This is a genomic window from Pleionea litopenaei, assembly GCF_031198435.1.
In the GTDB taxonomy this organism is placed as follows: Bacteria; Pseudomonadota; Gammaproteobacteria; order Enterobacterales; family Kangiellaceae; genus Pleionea; species Pleionea litopenaei.
This window is the reverse complement of sequence record NZ_CP133548.1, coordinates 467,545-486,543: the sequence shown is the minus strand read 5'-3', so window position 1 is coordinate 486,543 and position 18,999 is coordinate 467,545. Positions and strand designations below refer to the sequence as shown.

19 protein-coding genes are annotated in these 18,999 nt (G+C 43.3%); 2 read left to right on the top strand and 17 right to left on the bottom strand.

Going from position 1 to position 18,999, the window contains the following annotated elements; all coding sequences use genetic code 11:
- Window positions 1–121 precede the first annotated feature (121 nt).
- The 15 genes from Q9312_RS02105 to Q9312_RS02035 form a co-directional block, all read right to left on the bottom strand.
- On the bottom strand, window positions 122–1,648 hold the full coding sequence (locus tag Q9312_RS02105; RefSeq protein WP_309202873.1) for a sigma 54-interacting transcriptional regulator: 1,527 nt from the start codon (window positions 1,646–1,648) through the stop codon (window positions 122–124).
- On the bottom strand, window positions 1,623–2,426 hold the full coding sequence (locus Q9312_RS02100) for a TatD family hydrolase (RefSeq protein ID WP_309202872.1): 804 nt from the start codon (window positions 2,424–2,426) through the stop codon (window positions 1,623–1,625). Before Q9312_RS02100 ends, Q9312_RS02105 begins: the two co-directional genes overlap by 26 nt.
- 10 nt (window positions 2,427–2,436) lie before the next feature.
- Entirely contained in the window at window positions 2,437–2,796 is a 360-nt protein-coding gene (locus Q9312_RS02095; protein WP_309202871.1) for a PilZ domain-containing protein, read from the bottom strand.
- A 209-nt stretch (window positions 2,797–3,005) separates the two neighbouring features.
- Window positions 3,006–3,980 (bottom strand): DNA polymerase III delta subunit-related protein, encoded by a 975-nt coding sequence (locus Q9312_RS02090; protein ID WP_309202870.1) that lies wholly within the window; start codon window positions 3,978–3,980, stop codon window positions 3,006–3,008.
- Between the two features lie 5 nt (window positions 3,981–3,985).
- Window positions 3,986–4,615 (bottom strand): dTMP kinase, encoded by a 630-nt coding sequence (tmk, locus tag Q9312_RS02085; RefSeq protein ID WP_309202869.1) that lies wholly within the window; start codon window positions 4,613–4,615, stop codon window positions 3,986–3,988.
- Between the two features lies 1 nt (window position 4,616).
- Window positions 4,617–5,621, bottom strand: a complete 1,005-nt coding sequence (mltG, locus tag Q9312_RS02080; protein ID WP_309202868.1) for an endolytic transglycosylase MltG — start codon at window positions 5,619–5,621, stop codon at window positions 4,617–4,619.
- Window positions 5,614–6,441: an aminotransferase class IV gene (locus Q9312_RS02075; protein ID WP_309202866.1), complete on the bottom strand. Its 828-nt coding sequence runs from the start codon at window positions 6,439–6,441 to the stop codon at window positions 5,614–5,616. The genes mltG and Q9312_RS02075 overlap by 8 nt, the downstream gene beginning before the upstream one ends.
- A 12-nt stretch (window positions 6,442–6,453) precedes the next feature.
- On the bottom strand, window positions 6,454–7,692 hold the full coding sequence (fabF, locus tag Q9312_RS02070; RefSeq protein ID WP_309202865.1) for a beta-ketoacyl-ACP synthase II: 1,239 nt from the start codon (window positions 7,690–7,692) through the stop codon (window positions 6,454–6,456).
- 185 nt (window positions 7,693–7,877) lie between these two features.
- Window positions 7,878–8,120 (bottom strand): acyl carrier protein, encoded by a 243-nt coding sequence (gene acpP / locus Q9312_RS02065; protein WP_309202864.1) that lies wholly within the window; start codon window positions 8,118–8,120, stop codon window positions 7,878–7,880.
- A gap of 183 nt (window positions 8,121–8,303) precedes the next feature.
- A complete protein-coding gene (fabG, locus tag Q9312_RS02060; protein ID WP_309202863.1) occupies window positions 8,304–9,050 on the bottom strand; it encodes a 3-oxoacyl-ACP reductase FabG in 747 nt (248 codons plus the stop codon).
- A gap of 19 nt (window positions 9,051–9,069) precedes the next feature.
- Entirely contained in the window at window positions 9,070–9,999 is a 930-nt protein-coding gene (gene fabD, locus Q9312_RS02055) for an ACP S-malonyltransferase (RefSeq protein WP_309202862.1), read from the bottom strand.
- Window positions 10,000–10,026: 27 nt separating this feature from the next.
- Entirely contained in the window at window positions 10,027–10,986 is a 960-nt protein-coding gene (locus tag Q9312_RS02050) for a beta-ketoacyl-ACP synthase III (RefSeq protein ID WP_309202861.1), read from the bottom strand.
- Between the two features lie 4 nt (window positions 10,987–10,990).
- The gene (gene plsX, locus Q9312_RS02045; RefSeq protein ID WP_309202860.1) at window positions 10,991–12,013 is read right to left on the bottom strand and encodes a phosphate acyltransferase PlsX; all 1,023 of its coding nucleotides are present in this window, start codon (window positions 12,011–12,013) and stop codon (window positions 10,991–10,993) included.
- Window positions 12,014–12,049: 36 nt separating this feature from the next.
- On the bottom strand, window positions 12,050–12,214 hold the full coding sequence (rpmF, locus tag Q9312_RS02040) for a 50S ribosomal protein L32 (RefSeq protein ID WP_309202859.1): 165 nt from the start codon (window positions 12,212–12,214) through the stop codon (window positions 12,050–12,052).
- 18 nt (window positions 12,215–12,232) lie between these two features.
- On the bottom strand, window positions 12,233–12,751 hold the full coding sequence (locus Q9312_RS02035; protein ID WP_309202858.1) for a YceD family protein: 519 nt from the start codon (window positions 12,749–12,751) through the stop codon (window positions 12,233–12,235).
- Between the two features lie 150 nt (window positions 12,752–12,901).
- Here Q9312_RS02035 and Q9312_RS02030 point away from each other — a divergent pair, with 150 nt between their 5' ends.
- Window positions 12,902–13,516: a Maf family protein gene (locus Q9312_RS02030; protein ID WP_309202857.1), complete on the top strand. Its 615-nt coding sequence runs from the start codon at window positions 12,902–12,904 to the stop codon at window positions 13,514–13,516.
- A gap of 65 nt (window positions 13,517–13,581) precedes the next feature.
- On the opposite strand, the gene Q9312_RS02025 is transcribed toward Q9312_RS02030, so the two are convergent.
- Together Q9312_RS02025 and rluC are read right to left on the bottom strand one after the other, a co-directional pair.
- A complete protein-coding gene (locus tag Q9312_RS02025; RefSeq protein ID WP_309202856.1) occupies window positions 13,582–14,235 on the bottom strand; it encodes an HAD family hydrolase in 654 nt (217 codons plus the stop codon).
- Window positions 14,232–15,167 carry a 23S rRNA pseudouridine(955/2504/2580) synthase RluC gene (gene rluC, locus Q9312_RS02020; protein ID WP_309202855.1) on the bottom strand — a complete coding sequence of 312 codons (936 nt, stop codon included), beginning with the start codon at window positions 15,165–15,167 and terminating at the stop codon, window positions 14,232–14,234. Before rluC ends, Q9312_RS02025 begins: the two co-directional genes overlap by 4 nt.
- A gap of 555 nt (window positions 15,168–15,722) precedes the next feature.
- On the opposite strand from rluC, the gene rne reads away from it, so the two are divergent.
- Complete coding sequence (gene rne, locus Q9312_RS02015) at window positions 15,723–18,821, top strand: ribonuclease E (protein WP_309202854.1); 3,099 nt, start codon at window positions 15,723–15,725, stop codon at window positions 18,819–18,821.
- Window positions 18,822–18,999: the final 178 nt, after the last annotated feature.

The following is an 18,999-nucleotide window of genomic DNA, read 5'->3' as shown; positions in this document are numbered from 1 at the left end:
CGACTTGATTTTTGTAAAGATTTATTTACAGGTAAGTAGAATTCAAAATACTGCTTATTTTTGAATAACTTGGCGTTGAATTAAGTGTAAATATTTTTTTACACCTAATAACCAAAGGTTGTTAATTGGATTGCTCTAACCCAAACTCGCGAAGTTTATTAGCAATTGAGGTATGTGAGAGGTGAAGTTTTTCTGCCAGTCGACGACTGCTCGGATACAGAGGGTACAGATACTCCAGTAACTGTCGCTCAAAGTTTTTCATGATCTCCTTGTGGGACAAATCATCGTCGCCAGCGATCAACTCTATATCCAGTGAGCGCAGCATCGGCATATTGAGATGTCGAGTCGATAGTTGCGTTCCGCTTACTTTCGACAAACCACGAAAAATAATATTCTCTAGCTCTCGTATGTTCCCAGGCCAGTTATAGCGGGCTAAAACCAATTGTGCTCGCTTGCTCATGGTAACTAATGATCGATCGAGACGTTTGCACCCTAACTCGAGAAAGTGATTGGCCAGTGGGATGATATCGTCTCTGCGAGAGCGCAATGGTGGTAGAACCAAATTTAGAACATTTAATCGATAGTAAAGATCTTCTCGAAAACTGCCCTGCTTGCACAAGGCTTTTAGATTTCTTTGGGTCGATGCAATCACCTTTACTTGAATGGCGACTTCTCGTTCACTACCCACTTTTCTAAAGCGACCCGTTTCTAAAAAACGAAGTAACTTAACTTGCAGATAAGGAGACATCTCACCAATTTCATCGAAGTACAGCGTTCCCCCTTCTGCAAGTTCTATTAAACCCGGTTTCGCAGATTTATTGGTAGAGTCGATAAAGCCAAACAACTCGTTTTCGGCTGCACTATCCGGAAGCGACGCGCAGTTAAGTGCTAAAAAGGGTTTATCAGGAGAACGAGCGATATGTGTTGCCCGCGCAAACACCTCTTTACCGGTGCCCGTTTCGCCTTCAATCAGCAATGGTTCGTTTAAAGTCGCAAAGCGCTGAGCTTCTTTACACAGCTGTTTCATGACCTGAGAACTCGCAACTAAATGCGCAAATGGGATTGATCGATCTCGATTCCAATGTTCTAGTTTCGAGACCATTTCAGAGGGAACACGTAAGATTACTAACGCATGCTCTACTCGCCCGTTATCACCAGTGGCAGTCGCGATGGCTTCAATGTACAAGGTGCGTTGCTGCTTGGTTAAGGTCAACTCAGCGCTTCTATGGGCATCGAGCTGTCGAAATAACTCGTTCAAATGCTGCTGATCGATCAATTGATCGATGGCTTGTGATGTCACTCCCAGCTGTTCTATTTGCTGGTAAAACCCTTGGTTTGCACTTACCAAAAGCCCTTGACGATCAATCGATGCGACCGCTTCAGGAAAATGATCCATCAAACGCTTCAGCTCTTGATGTTCACGCTCTGACGGCATTAACGAAACGTCATGAACCTTATGAATACCAGCGATTGTTAAAAGATCGGCTGACAGTTGCTTAGCGATGCTTTCGGAAACTTTTAGACGCAGAAACAATTGTTTATCAGTTAACTCAATACCACGTAAGTCTATTTTCTGCTCAGTAATTAAAGAGACCACATCTTGTACAACACCAAGACGATCTTCACATTGCAGTGCGAGTCGCTTCATGCCGCTTGGCCTTGGCAAAGAGTTGAAAATAGTTTTTCGTCGTTTGTTCTGCTAGCAGCTCGAAAGACTCGCCCCGAAGTTCGGCTAAAAATTCTGCAGTATTTCTAGTGTAGGCAGGCTGGCACGGCTTACCCCGATAAGGTACCGGCGATAAGTATGGAGAGTCGGTTTCCACTAATAATCGATCCAGAGGAATTTTCCGTGCCATCTCTCGCACATTTTCTGCTTGCTTAAACGTCACGATTCCAGAAATAGACACAAAATAACCGGCATCTATAGCAAGCTTTGCCATCTCCCAGTCCTCCGTAAAACAATGCAATACACCGGCATTTTCACGAGGGTCCGATAAGATTAAATCTAAAGTTTGTTGACGTGCCTCACGAGTATGAATCACCAAAGGCAATTGCTGCTGTTTAGCGGCTTCAAAATGAACTAGAAAAGACTCCAATTGCGCCGGGATCGTTTCTTTAGCGTAGAAGCCATCGAGTCCTGTTTCGCCAATAGCGACGACTTCATCTGCATTACTTTGTGTCAGTAAATAATTGAATAAGTCGGTTGTATCTAACTCTTTCGACAGCGGATGTAAACCCACAGAACAATGCACTCTTGCGTCTTGCTGTGCAATTTTACGAACTGCGGCTACGTTGTCACGATCCGTTGCAATGCATAGAAACCCTTTCACACCACACTGCTCAGCGTAGTTGAGTGCGTTCTCTAAGTTTCCATTAAAATCAGATAAGTCCACTCGATCTAAGTGGCAATGAGAGTCAATAAGCATGAATCAAAGGTTACATTGTGTGTGTGGAGCGCTCGGAATTTAGTGTTCCAGCTAAATAAGTCTCAATTTTGGTACGTGCTTGACCATTGTCTTGATTTGAAAACTGGACTCCAATTCCGGTTGCTTTGTTTCCTTGTGCGCCTTTGGGCGTTATCCAGATAATTTTGCCCGCCACTGGAATTTTTTCTTTCTCGTCCATAAGCGACAATAACATGAAAACTTCGTCGCCAAGACTGTATTGCTTATGAGTTGGAATAAAAAGACCACCGTTTTGAACGAACGGCATATAGGCAGCGTACAAAACCGCTTTGTCTTTGATCGTCAAAGACAGAATACCGTGTCTTGGAGCGGCTTTCGGTTGCGTCGACATCGTTTTACTCAGTTACCTATGTTCTTATATTTCAAACGTTAAAATGACCTAGCCTTCGTAACACATCTCATTACTTCGCAGATTGTATCGGATCATTACCTACAAAATTGCCCAAGGCCTTGCCAGTCAAAGGTTACAGCTCTCAAAGGTCGTAGTTCTCAACGGTTACAGCTCTCAAAAGGTGCCGCTTTCAAATGCTAAAGTCGGCTTTAACGCCTAATTTGAAATGCTTGCTGCCACTGCTTTGCGAGCGCGTCAGTTTGCATATTCAAATTCAAACTAACTCCCTCTTTTAACTGCTTGAGTTGAAACAAAATTTCATCTCTAAGCTTGAATAATAGCTGTACATTGGCAAGTTCTGCAAGCGAACCGATTAAATTTTGTAGAGCAGGCACGGAAACAGGAGCATTTTGACGCAACTTGATCACTTGACTGCATAAAAACTCCCAAGATTGAAGAAACGATTGGTCATCAATTCCAGAGTGTTGAGCTTCCCAAAACGGTCGTTTTGACAGGCCGACGTCTACAAGCACCTGAATAGCCTGTTTGTAGGCTTCGATTTCCCCTGCCTCAAGCATGGCTTTTGCTGCCAAGGGAGCGTTGTGAGTCAATGCTAGTGCCAAATTAAGTTCATCTGGGCTAGCCTCTGGACACTCTTGGGTGAGCCATTGGCGACTCACATTGACGTCGTCATTATCTAAATGGAGGTGTTGGCAGCGACTGATGATGGTTGCAGGTAAACTGTTTCGTTCGGCAGTATACAGCATCAATAAAACGTCATCGCCAGGTTCTTCTAATGTTTTTAACAAAGCGTTATACCCAGCAATCGTCATTTTCTCCGCTTGAAAAATAACCGCTAATCGCCAGGTTGACACGGCTGCCGTTTCCGTTAAATTACTGGAGAGTTCTCTGATCTGAGATATAGAGATTTGTTTTTTATCTTCCGCAGTCTCTATCCAATAATAATCAGGATGATTTTGCGCAACGAAGAGCTGACAAGAACGGCATGAATGGCAAGCACCCTTAGCAGTTGGCGCTGCGCATAAAACCCATTGAGACGCCTCATGCAACCATGTGTCTGCGCCATAGCCTGCCTTGCTGGTTAACAATAGTGCATGCGGTAAGCGCTGACTTTGCCGCGCTTTAACTAGACTATTAAATGCTTCTTCTTGCCACACGTACACTGGCATTACCTATGTTGTTCTAGAAAAGCATTAAACTGCTTAGTGATCGATGTCTGAACATCTTCAAGTGACTGGCTTGCGTCAACCAGCATAAACCGTAGTTCGTCTTCTTGCATTCGCCGCAAATACGCCGAACGCACGCGATTAAAAAATTCTATTTCTTCTTGTTCAAAACGATCGAACTCTCCGCGTTGTGCAGCTCTACCCAAACCAATATTAGGGTCGAGATCAAGAAGTAACGTTAAGTTTGGCTTAAATCCATCAATGGCTATTAATTCAAGCTCCTCGATTAATTGCCATGAAAGTTTTCGCCCTCCTCCTTGATAAGCAAATGTGGCATCGGTAAAACGATCAGAAATCACCCAGTTTCCTTTAGCCAGTTCAGGCTTTATGAAGTTCTCAACATGTTGAGATCGAGCTGCAAACATTAATAACAACTCAGCCTGAGGCGTTACCGGTTCATCTCGGCAGGCTAACAGTAACTCACGAAGTTGCTCCGCTAACTCAGTCCCACCGGGTTCACGGGTAACGACATAAGGAATACCGGCGTCTTCGAGTAAGGTTTTCATCAACTCTAAGTTGGTGGTTTTTCCACCACCTTCACTGCCTTCAATTGTTATAAATTGTGCGCTCATGCTACTGCTTTAATTGATATTTTTTTACGGCTTGATTGTGTTCTTCAAGTGTATCACTAAATTGATGACTGCCGTCACCTTTGGCGACGAAATATAGAGCGCTACCAGGCTCAGGATTAAGTGCCGCATGAATCGCTTCTCTTCCGACGATCGCAATTGGTGTTGGTGGTAAGCCGCGTCGCGTGTAAGTGTTGTAGGGTGTATCGGTGCGAAGGTGTTTCCGAGTAATATTGCCATCGAAGTTTTCACCAATACCATAAATGACGGTAGGGTCCGTTTGTAACCGCATCTTTTTCTGCAAACGTCTCACAAACACACCTGCAATGGTTGCTCTTTCTGATTCAAGCGCGGTTTCCTTTTCTATTATCGAAGCCATGATTAGAGCTTGATACGGCGTTTGGTAAGGCAAATTTGATTGTCGCTCAGACCATTCTTCTTCGAGTACTGCTAATAAGCGCTGGTGCGAACGTCGTAAAAGATCAGCGGCATTGTATCCGGCTGGAAAATGATAAGTATCAGCGAATAACGCACCTTCGGCATGATCGTATTTGAGATCTAGCGCTTCGAATATTTGTTTATCATTTAATCCCTTGAGATCGGTGGTATCAATTTCACCATGTTGTAGCAACATTCTAACCACTTGATTAAAAGTTAATCCTTCAACGATGGTGAAGGTGTATTGAATTTGCTTACCACTGACCAGTAATTCAAACACATCGTGAATTGTCATTGAAGGCGATAACAAATAGCGACCTGCTTTTACTTGAGTTAGCTCTGGATGAAGCTTTAGAAATATTCGACCAAACCATTCTTGAGAGGTCAGTTCTTCTGATACAAGTTGGCTCAAAACAGCGTTTGCACCGCTACCGGCTTTAACTTCAAAAACCAAAGATTGCTGTTTAACAATCGGCGCAGACAAAAACTGTTGATAAGAAAAGTAAAACCAACTGATCGTCATAATGACAATTAACGTTAACAAACCAACGAGAGATCGAGCTTTAATCATGTTTATTCTTATTTAGCCATGTTGATAAAGATTCAGCAATTTCGCTACCAATCAATTGTTTATCTTCAAGAAAGTTTACCGGAACGACCCCTCTTAAACAATTTGTTAGAACAATTGCATCCGCTTGAGCCAGCTCCGAGAGATAAAGATCACGAGCAATGACCGGACAGTCACTGAAATTTTCTAGAATAAGGTTTCGAATAATTCCTTGTACTCCGTAAGCTTCTAATTTTGGAGTAACAAAACAACCATCGATAAACGCGAAAATATTCGCCTGCGTTGCACTGACCACAAATTGTTGAGGCGTTAACTGTTGTTCGCAATATTTAGTAGCGACCATAACACCCTCATCAGCGTTCTGTGCAACCACTTCGTTTCTTGCTAAGACGTTATCTAACCGATTCAAGTGCTTTATTTTAGAGAGAGATGGATTAATACTCGCGTTAGTTTTGCATATAATCATGCGCTGAGCAGAACTATCAAACCAATCAGATTCTTTTGGTTCAATGAAAATAAAAACACGGGTCGTCTGTTTTTGACCAATTCCATATCCACGAACATCGCCATCGCGAGTAACGAGTATCTTGCCTACGCCAAAAAGCGGAAGAGATAGGTGAGTGAAAAACTCCGCTAGTTGATCAACATCAAAATCAGTAAAACCTAAATGATTCGCACTGGTTTCTAGACGTGCTAAATGTTTATCAATTAATTCTAATTTTGAATTTGAGATCTTGCCTGTGGAAAAAAAACCATCACCGTAATTCAACCCTCTATTTCGAGGGTTGATATTAGTGGAATGGGATACTAACTCAATTATCATGCAATTCAGGCATTAAATGCGCTGAAATAATAAGGAGCCGTTAGTGCCACCGAACCCAAAACTGTTGCACAAGGTTGTGTCAATTTTCGACTCTTTCGCGGTTAGTGGGACAAAGTCTAGATCACATCCTTCGTCTGGATTTTCTAAGTTTAGTGTTGGAGGAGCGACATTGTCTCGAATAGCAAGAATACTGAAAATGGCTTCAACAGAACCAGCGGCACCAAGAAGATGACCTATCGCTGACTTAGTTGAGCTAACCATAACCTTGTCTGAATGACTACCTAACACTGATTTAATCGCGCGGCATTCAGCGAGATCACCGACTTTTGTCGACGTTCCATGGGCATTAATGTATTGCACAGAGTCAGCCGTTAAGCCCGCATCTTTTAGCGCATTGCGCATAGAAAGTGCTGCTCCGTCGCCATTTTCTGGTGGAGCCGTCATATGATGGGCGTCTCCACTCATGCCGAAACCGGTTAATTCGGCGTAAATCTTTGCGCCGCGTGCTTTCGCTTTTTCATATTCTTCAATCACAAGAACACCTGCGCCATCTCCAAGCACAAAACCATCACGATCTTTGTCCCACGGCCGACTGGCTTGCTGAGGTGAATCGTTGCGGGTTGACAATGCTCGAGCCGCAGAAAAGCCTGCCAAGCCGATTGGGCAAGTGGCCATTTCAGCACCACCTGCAACCATCACATCGGCATCGCCATAAGCAATCATTCGCGCTGCTTGACCAATCGAGTGAACGCCCGTTGTGCAAGCGGTAACAATTGAAATATTAGGACCGCGCATTCCATACATGATCGACAGTTGACCCGAAATCATATTAATGATCGATCCTGGCACATAAAACGGAGAGACTTTTCTCGGACCATTATTGTGTAACTTAAGAATATTTTCTTCAGTTGCCGATAACCCACCGATGCCAGAGCCAACACAAACGCCGACTCTTTGTGGATCCTCTTGCTCCATATCGATGCCAGCATCATTAATTGCTTGAACGCTGGCAGCAATTCCAAACTGAATAAATGGATCGAATTTTTTTGCGTCTTTGGCCGACATGAAAGCAGAAGCATCAAAGCCTTTGACTGAAGCGCTAAAACGAGTATTGAAGTCTGTAACATCAAAACTTTCAATAGGCGCTACGCCGCTTTTACCCGCAATCAAATTACTCCAGGTATCTTCAACATTAAGCCCTAGTGGAGAAACCATTCCTAACCCGGTTACTACTACGCGTCGACCATTCACTATCATGTCTCCTTAGTTTTAAGATTAAATCTCTAACGCACTGCCATTAAACGCTGTTGATAATGACTAATATTTTACGTAACTTTGCCACTAAGAGATTTATTTTCTCGATAAAAAAACCGCATAGAAAGATAACTTTCAATGCGGTTTTTTACAATCCTGTGCGGACGAGTCCGCAGAAAGACTTAAGCGCCTTCTACATTCGCTTTGATGTAGTCTACAGCAGCTTGAACAGTACTGATCTTCTCAGCTTCTTCATCTGGGATTTCAGTATCGAACTCTTCTTCAAGAGCCATGACTAACTCAACAGTGTCTAAAGAGTCTGCACCAAGGTCGTCGACAAATGACGATTCTGCGGTTACTTCTTCTTCTTTAACGCCCAATTGCTCAACAACAATCTTCTTTACGCGCTCTTCAATAGTACTCATGACTAAGTTTTTCCTCCAAATTCACAGGCTTTAATGCGCTGCTAGTTTATTGATTCGTATGCAAACTGCAAGTCGCAATTGCTAAATAATTCTTGGTCAGACCACAAACAGATTCTATTATCATGGCTTTACCTGACTAAAATCAAGCAGTTATTTCAATTCAGCTTAATTCTCATGCCGAGATTAAGCCATATTCATACCGCCATTTACATGTAAAGTTTCGCCAGTAATGTACCCTGCGGCATCAGAAGCAAGGAAATTTACCGCCGCTGCGATGTCTTCTGGACGACCTAATCGACCCAAAGCAATCTGCTGTTGTAGTCCATTTCGTTGCTCATCTGACAAAGCTTGTGTCATATCAGTGTCGATAAAACCAGGCGCTACAACGTTGACCGTGATCCCTCGAGAACCAACTTCTTTGGCTAGCGATTTAGAGAATCCTATCACTGCCGCTTTAGCGGCTGAATAGTTCGTCTGTCCGGGATTTCCGGTTGTTCCAACCACCGATCCTACGCTAATGATTCTTCCCCATCGAGCTTTAGTCATGCCGCGTAAGCAAGCTTTCGACAACCGATAGATTGACGTCAAGTTGGTTTGAAGAATGCTTTCCCACTCATCATCTTTCATTCGCATTAACAAGTTATCTCGTGTAATGCCGGCATTATTGACCAGAATATCAGGTGTTGCTCCGTAAGCTTCTTTAATTGCGGCTAGCAGCTGTTCTATAGAGTCAGAATCGGCAACGTTAACGACCATTCCCTGCCCCTTAATTCCTTCAGCAGCAAAATATTCTGATATTTTGGTTGCTCCATTTTCGCTGGTTGCAGTGCCAACTAGAGTGTGGCCTTGCTGACCAAGAGCAATCGCTATTGCTTTACCTATGCCTCGACTAGCACCGGTAATTAATACTAATTTTGATTGTTCAGTCATTTAAGTGTTCCCTTGATGATTATTTTAAAGTGTCTACGGCACTGGAGAATTTATCCGAATCTAACAATGGATAGCTATTGATACTCCGATCAATTCGCTTGTTCAGTCCACTAAGCACATTGCCAGCGCCACACTCAACAAAACTATTAATCGACATAGACACTATTTTAGAAATGGTTTCAGTCCATCTTACGGGACTGTAAAGCTGACGTACCAAAGCCTCTTTAATCGCTTCTTGCGACTGTTCGATGGAAACATCTACATTATTGATGACATCAATAGACGGTGAATTAAAGGCTACAGACGCCAACTTTTCGGCTAACTTTTCTGCTGCCGGTTTCATTAACGCGCAATGAGAAGGAACACTTACGGGTAAGGGCAACGCTCGCTTAGCGCCTCGTGTTTTGCACTCTTCCATCGCTCGATCGACAGCGGCAGCATTTCCGGCGATAACCACTTGGCCTGGCGAATTATAGTTGACAGGCGCAACCACTTCGCCTTGCTCCGCTGCAAGGCAAGCCTCAAGAATTGCACTATCATCTAAACCTATGATGGCAGCCATTTTCCCCGTACCAGCAGGCACTGCCTGTTGCATAAATTCCCCTCTTGCAGCTACCAAAGAAGCAGCCTCTCCAAGAGATAAAACGTCCGCACAAACCAAAGCAGAGTACTCACCAAGACTATGGCCGGCCAGTACCTGTGGACGAGTTTCACTTTGTTCATTCCACAAGCGCCATAACGCCACACTTGCAGTCAGCAATGCTGGCTGAGTTTTGTCGGTCTGATTAAGTTGCTCCTCAGGCCCTTCTTGACATAATGCCCATAAATCATAACCAAGAGCATCTGATGATTCTTGAAAAGCTTCAGTAATGATGGGTTGGTTTTGGAAACTACTTAACATGCCCAAAGATTGTGATCCTTGGCCAGGAAAAATAAATGCATTGCTCATGCAATACTCCTTTACATTCTTATTTTTTTAAAATTTCATCAGTGCAGAGGCCCAAGCAAAGCCACCGCCAAACGTTTCTAATAAAACGGTTTGTCCTCGTTGGATGCGGCCATCGCGAACGGCAGCATCAAGAGCGAGTGGAATCGACGCACTTGAGGTGTTTCCATGTTGATCGACCGTTACTACAACTTGCTCCATTGGCATTTGTAATTTCTTAGCGGTCGCTTGAATAATACGAATATTCGCTTGATGTGGGACTAACCAGTCAATATCTGATTTTTGTAATTGATTGGCTTCAAGGGTTTCATCGACAATGCTGCTCAATGTTTTGACCGCTACTTTAAATACTTCATTGCCACTCATAAACACTTTCGGGCTCGCGCACCCTTCTGTTTGTCCTCGAATGGCATTAGGAGAATAAAGCAGGTCGACGTATTTTCCATCGGCATGTACGTGGGTTGACAATAGCCCTTGCTCTTCACTCGCAGACAATACTACCGCACCGGCTCCGTCTCCAAACAATACACAGGTCGTACGATCATTCCAGTCAACAATTCGAGATAATACTTCCGTTCCAATGACCAAGACGTTCTTCTTATGACCAGTTTTAATGTATTGGTCCGCCACGCTAAGTCCGTATACAAACCCTGCGCACGCAGCGGTTACATCAAATGCGGCAACGCCTTCTAGCCCAAGATGACGAGTCACAAAACAGGCCGTGCTTGGAAATAGCCGATCAGGGGTCGCTGTCGCACAAATCACCATATCGATGTCTGTTTTTTCAAGACCCGCGGCTTCGATCGCTTTTAGGGCAGCTTTCGCGGCAATGGTTGAAGCGGTATCTGAATCATCGGCGATGTGCCTTTGTTTGATGCCGGTTCGCTCGACGATCCATTGATCAGACGTTTCGACCATTTTCTCAAGATCGGCGTTGGTCCGGACAAGGCTTGGTAAATAACTTCCGGTACCTGAAATACGACTATACATAACGTTATGTCCTACTGTTTACGAGTTTTTCTACTTCTTCTGCAATTTTACTGGGCACAGAATGGTTGACTTCTTTTATGGCTTCTTCAATGGCATGGACGGTTGCCTTAACCGATGCTCCACCATGACTTTTTATCACTATACCCTTCAATCCAATAAGAGTCGCGCCATTATAGCGATCTGGGTCAATTTCCTTTTTAAATGATTTCAGAATTGGGCGAATAATCAATCCGACCAGTTTGTTTAATCGATTAGCTTCGAACACGGCTTTTAGTTTCATGCCGAGTAAACGAACGATTCCCTCACTTGCTTTTAATACATTGTTGCCGGTAAAACCATCGGTCACAACGACATCACACTTGCCTTTGAAGATATCGTTTCCTTCGATAAAACCGACATAATTAACTTCAGCACACTCACTCAGAAGTTTCGCAGCTTGCTTGACTTGATCATTACCCTTTATCTCTTCTTCACCAATGTTCAATAAGCCCACTCTCGGCGCTTTCAAAGCGTCGTTTGCTGCACACAATACCGACCCCATTATTCCAAATTGAAACAAGGTTTCTGAGTCACAGTCGACATTAGCGCCCAAATCGAGCATATAGGTATGGCCTGATTCAGTGGGCACGGCAGTAATAATGGCAGGCCTATCAATCCCAGGAATCATTTTTAAAACAAACCGCGCTAAAGCCATTAAAGCGCCTGTATTTCCCGCACTGACACAACCATCAACTGCCTCATCGCGAACTGCGTTTAATGCTAAGCGCATTGAAGATTGTTTTTTGCCTCTCAATGCGACCGATGGCTTGTCGTCCATTTCGACAACCTCTTCACAATGAACGAGAGTAATACGAGATAATAATTTATCGGAAGCGCCAGCCAACTCTTGTTGTATAGCAGCCTGTTGACCAAAAAGAGAGAGTTTTAGGGAAGGATTTTCGCGCAGCGCAATGATTGCTGCAGCAACAATGACGGGGGGACCAAAGTCCCCCCCCATGCAATCTATTGCTAGATGTATCGGTTTCAAAATTTTACAGAAAAACCTGGATAAAACCGGGTTTCTTTATAAAACTTTACGACCTTTGTAGTACCCATCTTCAGTGATGTGATGACGACGATGAACTTCACCGGTCGTTGCATCTTCTGACAAAGTTGGGCCTGTTAAAGCATCGTGTGAACGACGCATGCCACGCTTTGAACGTGTTTTGCGATTCTGTTGTACAGCCATTACCGTATCTCCTAATTACTAGTCTTCAGAATTCTGTTTTAACTGAGCCAAAACCGCAAACGGATTTGGCTTATCGCCTTCTTTTTCAATAATTTTAGGCCCGAAACTTTGTTGCTTCGGACTCTCTGGAGCGTTAACGGATAACGGAAGAGACAAAATAATTTCGTCTTCAATCAACGTTAGCAAATTAAGCTCTTCTTCATCGTACAAAAAGGCTTCGTATTCTTCGGGTGCTGAAGCAATGGCTTCTTCTGATAACACAGGGTAAAACACCACTTCTGATGCAATCGACACCGACACCGGCTGAAAGCTGGTTTGGCATGCCATAGTCACTTCGCCGTCTATCGTACAACGCATTAATTTTCGTCGATCTTCATCGATCCATCCAACGACAGAGGCATTAAGAACCCCTTCGTCATCAGATAAATACGCTTTTAAGCGAGACAACTGCTTTATTGGAATCTCGCGATGAGTCTCCGCAGCATTTTCTGCCAGTTTAAAAGGATTTATCGACCAGGTAACTTCGGCTTTTTGCATAGGCGCGCAATTCTATAGATAAACTGTTGAAAGGTCAAAAAAAATTGCTGTTTTATGTTACTTTCAACAGTCGCTGTATTTCAACCCGAACTCGACAGTTTTTAAAAAACCATTTATTATTAACAATCAATAAGTTAAAGTGTTTTATTAATGTTCAATATGAATTTAATTTTAGCCTCCTCCAGCACTTATCGAGCACAACTACTGCGACAACTTCGCTTAAAAGCCCAATCAATCGCTCCAAACATCGACGAAAAGCCAGTTAACGGTGAAGATCCTAAGCAACTGGCAACTCGACTGGCTGCAGAAAAAGCCGCAGCAGTCATCACTCAAATAGGCCGTTTAGAAGAGCCTTCCATTGTTATCGCGTCAGACCAAGTTGCTTATTGCAACCATAAAATGCTCGGCAAGCCTCACACAGCTGAAAACGCCATTGCTCAGCTTACTGATATGTCTAACAAGACCGCTGAATTTTATACGTCGTTGTTTATGCAAAACACCCAAACACAACAAACCTTTACCCATTTAGATGTCACTAAAGTCAATTTTCGAACTTTGACATCCCAAGAAATCAAGAATTATGTCGCCTTGGAATCACCGTTTGATTGCGCGGGTAGTTTTAAATGCGAGGGGCTTGGCATTTCACTTTTTAATAGCATCGAGACACACGATCCATCCGCATTGGTAGGTCTACCCCTTATTTCCGTTACCAAGGGGCTGATTAACTTGGGCTTAAACCCTCTGTTGATTGGCAATGCCGAATAGCTTAAGTAGCGCACAATCCGGGTTTATAACCGTTCAATTATTTAAAGCCAGAGAGTGAACACGCTTTAGATTATTTTTAGTACTTCTTTAAGTTGGCCAATATCATCGATCAACCAATCGGGTTGCAGCGCCGATAAATCTTCAAGACTGTGAGCACCGTAACTTACCGCGACCGTTTTTATCTGCGCCGCTTGTGCCATCGCAATATCGTGTGTGGTGTCTCCTATCATTAAGCAATGCTGCTTATCCCACTGATTGCGTTTGAGCAATTGAAGAAGCATATCCGGCTCAGGTTTACTCATGGCCTCATCAGCACAAATTGAATCATTGAATAAACAACGGATCGGTGTTTCTGCAAGTACCCTTTCTAAACCAGCTCGAGCTTTGCCTGTTGCAATCGCAAGTGAATACCCTGATTGTTTGACTTGTTTCAGCATACTTTCTGCTCCGTCAAACAGAGGCGTTGCTATATGATTTCCTTCAACATATTGAAACCGATACTCGCTATACAAAGCGGAAACTAAGTCTTCTGATAATTGACCAAATAAACAATCAAACGCTTTTTCTAAACTCAGACCGATAATGTGTTTTACCTCATGATCAGTCGGCACACTCAGATTTAGGCGACGCGCGGTCTCTTGCATCGCAGATACAATTCGCGGTGCAGAGTCCATTAAAGTTCCGTCCCAATCAAAAATCAGATGACGAATTTCGATCAACGTAACCTCTCTAATAATTGACTTAACGATTCATCGTATTCAGCTTTCACAGTAATCGGCTTACTGTCACGCTTCTCTTTAAAGGTTAACTTGCGTGCGTGTAAAAACAAACGCGAATAGTTAAACTTTTCTCTAAGCATTTGATCCGTTTCTTGATCGCCATATTTCGCATCGCCCACAATTGGACAACCAACAAACTGAGCATGTACACGAATTTGATGAGTTCTTCCGGTGACCGGGCTGCATTGAACCAAAGTTAACCCTTCAAAGTTTTGTTCAATTGAAAAGTCGGTTATCGACGGCTTACCGGCAGGGTCGACCTTAACGACTCGTTCGCCTGACTTTAGTGTATTTTTAAGTAATGGTGCATCGACCCGACGTGTGCGTTTGGGCCAACGCCCCTTAACAAGAGCGACGTATTCCTTGTGCATTTTCTTATCTCTTAATTGCTCATGTAAGAAGCGCAATACACTGCGTTTTTTGGCAACAAGAAGGCAGCCACTGGTGTCGCGATCAAGGCGATGAACGAGCTCTAAAAACCTAGCATCAGGTCGAAGTTGGCGTAATGCCTCAATGACGCCAAATGACAGTCCACTACCACCATGCACTGCCATGCCAGAGGGCTTATTAATTACCAATAACCCTTCAGTTTCGTAAATTATTTGCCGCTCAAGAGCTTGGACCTGATCCAGGTTCACGTTGATTGGCTTTTCTTCAGATTCGGCGAGCCTTACCGGCGGAACTCTGATCAAGTCGCCAATTTCTAGTTTATAAGGCGCCTTCACCCGCTTTTTATTAACTCTCACTTCACCCTTACGAAGAATTCGATAGATATGGCTCTTTGGAACACCTTTCAAAAAGGTGACCAAAAAGTTGTCGATCCGCTGTCCGCAGTGGTTATCGTCGATAGTGATAAACTGAACTTTATTCAAAATGATTAAACTTTATTCAAATCAGTGATTTAACAAGCCAGCATTGTAGCATTAAATGATAAATAAATTGATGAGATCTCGCTTCCCTGCTATATTTGCCTAGTTATGAGAAAAAGGCATAAATGCCTTCTAACACAAGATTTTTACTTGCAGCCTCTAAAGCAATCAGGTTTTAGAGTAAGACATTGAGCTGCAAGCCTTTAACTGACTATAAGCGTCAGTCGATACGCAAAGATATCGAAGCAAGCGAACGTAAGACTCACAAGCGATGATCCTTATAAATCAAAGCTGAGCCGTCCGCAGGAATTAATAGGCTCGGACATGGATAGTTAAACTTCAGGGTTAAACTGCATAGTTAAACTAATATGTCTGAGTAACTGATAGCGCAATCTATCAAGGAAGCCAAAAATTGGTTTTGTTTTCAAGATATTACACGGGTTTCACGTACTGGCATTAAAGGTACGGCGGTCCGGTGTATTTAATTGATCCTGTCATTCGCCTTCGATAACTAAGCTCTCGGCTGCGCTAGATTATAAAACGAGAGTAATACTAATAATGAAACGTATGTTAATCAATGCGACTCAGCAAGAAGAAATGCGAGTTGCACTGGTCGATGGTCAGCGTCTTTACGACCTCGACATCGAACTTCCTGGACGTGAACAAAAGAAATCCAATATTTACAAAGGCCGTATCACTCGAATTGAACCGAGTTTAGAGGCTGCGTTTGTAGACTATGGCGCTGAGCGGCATGGCTTTCTTCCTCTAAAAGAAATAGCTCGTTCCTATTTTAAAGACCCATCTGCTCGTGGTCGAATCAACATAAAAGACGCGGTAAGTGAAGGTCAAGAATTAATCGTTCAAATCGATAAAGAAGAACGAGGCCAAAAAGGCGCTGCGCTAACAACGACAATCAGCTTAGCCGGTTGCTATGTTGTACTTATGCCAACGAACCCTCGAGCAGGGGGAATTTCTCGACGCATCGAAGGTGATGAACGGGAACAATTAAAAGATGCTATGCGATCGATTGACGTGCCTAAAGGTATGGGTTGTATCGTTAGAACAGCGGGCGTTGGCCGTGGCGCTGAAGAATTACAATGGGATCTAAGTGTTCTCCTTAATATTTGGGATGCCATTCAAAAGCATGCTGAAGCACGCCCCGCTCCTTTTTTAATTCATCAAGAAAGTGATGTGCTCATTCGAGCGGTTCGCGACTATCTACGCCCTGATGTTGGTGAGATCATCATCGACAAGCAAGAGGCTTTCGACAAAGTACGCAACTATTTACAGTTGATCCGTCCTGACTTTGTGAATCGAGTTAAGTTATATACCGATCGAGAGTTCCCTTTATTTAATCGTTACCAAATCGAATCGCAAATTGAATCGGCTTTTCAGCGAGAAGTTCAGCTTCCTTCTGGTGGCTCAGTCGTCATTGATCCGACTGAAGCGTTAATTTCAATCGATATCAACTCAGCTCGGGCAACCAAGGGTTCAGATATCGAAGAAACGGCGCTCAACACCAATATAGAAGCCGCCCAAGAAATCGCACGACAATTAAGGTTACGTGATATTGGTGGTCTTATCGTTATCGACTTTATCGATATGTCACCCGTAAAAAATCAACGTGAAGTAGAGCGAGTGTTAAACGAAGCCTTGCAGTCTGACAGAGCTCGAGTTCAAATCGGTAGAATTTCTCGATTTGGTCTTCTTGAAATGTCTCGTCAAAGACTAAAACCCTCTCTCGGAGAATCTAGCCAAGAAACCTGCCCTCGTTGTAATGGTGTCGGACGAATTCGCGGTATTGAATCATTAGCTTTGTCAATTTTCCGCTTGATAGAAGAAGAAGCGACCAAAGAATCAACATCACAGGTCCAAGCGTTTCTACCCGTTGATGTAGCAACCTTCTTGCTCAATGAAAAGCGTAAAATTATTGCCGCGATAGAAAAACGTAGAAAAGTTAAAGTGGTGTTAGTACCACATCCAGAATTGGAAACTCCACACTTTGAAATTTTGCGCTTACGCGAAGAAGACGTTACCGAGCATCGTAGTTTTGAACTAAAAATCGAAAGCAATGAAGAAGAAGCGCCAACGTCTCGGGCTTATACTCCACCGGCAGCAAAATCAAGCAGTGAACAACCTGCAGTACAAGCCATTCAAGCTCCTACTGCGCCAGCTCCGGTTGCTAAAAAGAAAGACAGCAAAGACGATAAACCAGGCTTACTAAAACGTATTTTCAACTTTTTATTTGGCTCTGATGATAAAGACAAGAAAAAGAAAGGTGGTAAGCAACAAAACAATAAAGGTCGACGCAATAATCAACGTCAAGGCAATCGCAATAAACGAAGACCACAAAACCGACGCAATAACCAAGATCGCAATGATTCTAGAAACAATGATTCTAGAAACAATGACTCAAAAAGTAATGAATCTAAAAACAACGATTCTAGAAATAATGAGTCACGCGGTAATGACAATCGTCAAGATAAACGCCAAGACAATAAACGCGATAATAATCGAAACGACAATCGTCGTTCTCGTTCGCAACGTGATCAGAATAAATCACAAGAGAATCGTTCAAACGAACGTTCAACTGACAGCAAGGTAAAACGCGAACCTAGAGTTCCACGTAATGAACGTGGTAATGATCAAAAGGTTGCTCGTGAGAAAAACCGTAAATTGGCTGAAAGAAATTCAGAGGGAGATACGCAAAAAGACGAAGCTAAAGTCTTAGCCAATACCTCTAAAAATGAGGTTGCTACTCAGAAACCAGAACCATCAACACAGACCTCAATGACTGAAACTGTAAATACTTCTGAGCAGCCAGTAAAAAGTGAGTCAAAAACTGAACAAGTAAAACGCAATATTGCTTCGTACGACACTCCGGTTTCGTCAAGAAATGTAAAACATGATCTAGCGAAAGAAGCTTCTGTCGAGGTCAGCGAAACTGCTCCATCAGAGCCCTCTGAAACGCTTCAACCGGCGGCCGACTCCAACACAGTGCCTTCGAAAGAGAATACAGAAACAGACGTTATCTCTGACGACGCAAAGGTAAATCAATCTGATTTAGCGGTCGATTCTGCCAATGAAGAAGTCACCACAAGTGATGTTAAGCCAGCGGAGACTGAGTCAGAGAATCGCACCGAAGTTGAGCACGCGCCACAAGAGTCACAACACTCTGAGCAATCAACCATCGAGCGCGCGGCAGGCGAAGTAGAAATAAATCGTTCTAGTACTGAAGAGTCGACTGCTTCAAACTCTCATGAGCCAAAAGCTTCAGCTCAAAAAGATTCAGTTCAAGAAGTTGCGTTTGAACAAGCACATGTGAAAGTTGCAGAGTCTTCGGCTTCTAAAAGCGAAGAGTCTACCTCAGCTTCTAGTGAGTTAGAGTCATCTTCAACGGCTGATAACTTAAAAGAAGAAATTAAAGCGCCAGTGATCATTCGTGGACACGCCAACGCGCCAATGGCAAAACCAGAGTCAATAGGTGAACTGCAACCAGTAGAGTTTTCTCATCAAAGCAATGCTGATTTAACACCACCGATTACTCGCGAAAAATCTGCTGCTGATGCGGTTTCGAGCAGTCAAAGTCCGATGGCTAAAGCGTCAATAGCGTCGCTAGATTCCTCTCAATCAAGTGAACCAAACGACGCGCAGTAAGCAATAAAAGTTAGTAATAAAAAAAAGCCCACACTTGTGGGCTTTTTTCTTTTACTGCTTTTGCTTTCTTTGCTGAGCTAAGCCTATCTACTTCTACCCTTTTTACTTACTCAAGCAGAAGAACTTATGCTAGGCCAGACTAATCAATCGAAGTACTTATTTATTGAGCTAACTTATA

Excerpts from the sequence above, each read along its gene's own strand:
- Q9312_RS02105 (WP_309202873.1), bottom strand. The coding sequence starts at position 1,648 with ATGAAGCGACTCGCACTGCAATGTGAAGATCGTCTTGGTGTTGTACAA.
- Q9312_RS02100 (WP_309202872.1), bottom strand. The coding sequence starts at position 2,426 with ATGCTTATTGACTCTCATTGCCACTTAGATCGAGTGGACTTATCTGAT.
- Q9312_RS02095 (WP_309202871.1), bottom strand. The coding sequence starts at position 2,796 with ATGTCGACGCAACCGAAAGCCGCTCCAAGACACGGTATTCTGTCTTTG.
- tmk (WP_309202869.1), bottom strand. The coding sequence starts at position 4,615 with ATGAGCGCACAATTTATAACAATTGAAGGCAGTGAAGGTGGTGGAAAA.
- mltG (WP_309202868.1), bottom strand. The coding sequence starts at position 5,621 with ATGATTAAAGCTCGATCTCTCGTTGGTTTGTTAACGTTAATTGTCATT.
- Q9312_RS02075 (WP_309202866.1), bottom strand. The coding sequence starts at position 6,441 with ATGATAATTGAGTTAGTATCCCATTCCACTAATATCAACCCTCGAAAT.
- acpP (WP_309202864.1), bottom strand. The coding sequence starts at position 8,120 with ATGAGTACTATTGAAGAGCGCGTAAAGAAGATTGTTGTTGAGCAATTG.
- fabG (WP_309202863.1), bottom strand. The coding sequence starts at position 9,050 with ATGACTGAACAATCAAAATTAGTATTAATTACCGGTGCTAGTCGAGGC.
- fabD (WP_309202862.1), bottom strand. The coding sequence starts at position 9,999 with ATGAGCAATGCATTTATTTTTCCTGGCCAAGGATCACAATCTTTGGGC.
- Q9312_RS02050 (WP_309202861.1), bottom strand. The coding sequence starts at position 10,986 with ATGTATAGTCGTATTTCAGGTACCGGAAGTTATTTACCAAGCCTTGTC.
- rpmF (WP_309202859.1), bottom strand. The coding sequence starts at position 12,214 with ATGGCTGTACAACAGAATCGCAAAACACGTTCAAAGCGTGGCATGCGT.
- Q9312_RS02035 (WP_309202858.1), bottom strand. The coding sequence starts at position 12,751 with ATGCAAAAAGCCGAAGTTACCTGGTCGATAAATCCTTTTAAACTGGCA.
- Q9312_RS02030 (WP_309202857.1), top strand. The coding sequence starts at position 12,902 with ATGTTCAATATGAATTTAATTTTAGCCTCCTCCAGCACTTATCGAGCA.
- rne (WP_309202854.1), top strand. The coding sequence starts at position 15,723 with ATGAAACGTATGTTAATCAATGCGACTCAGCAAGAAGAAATGCGAGTT.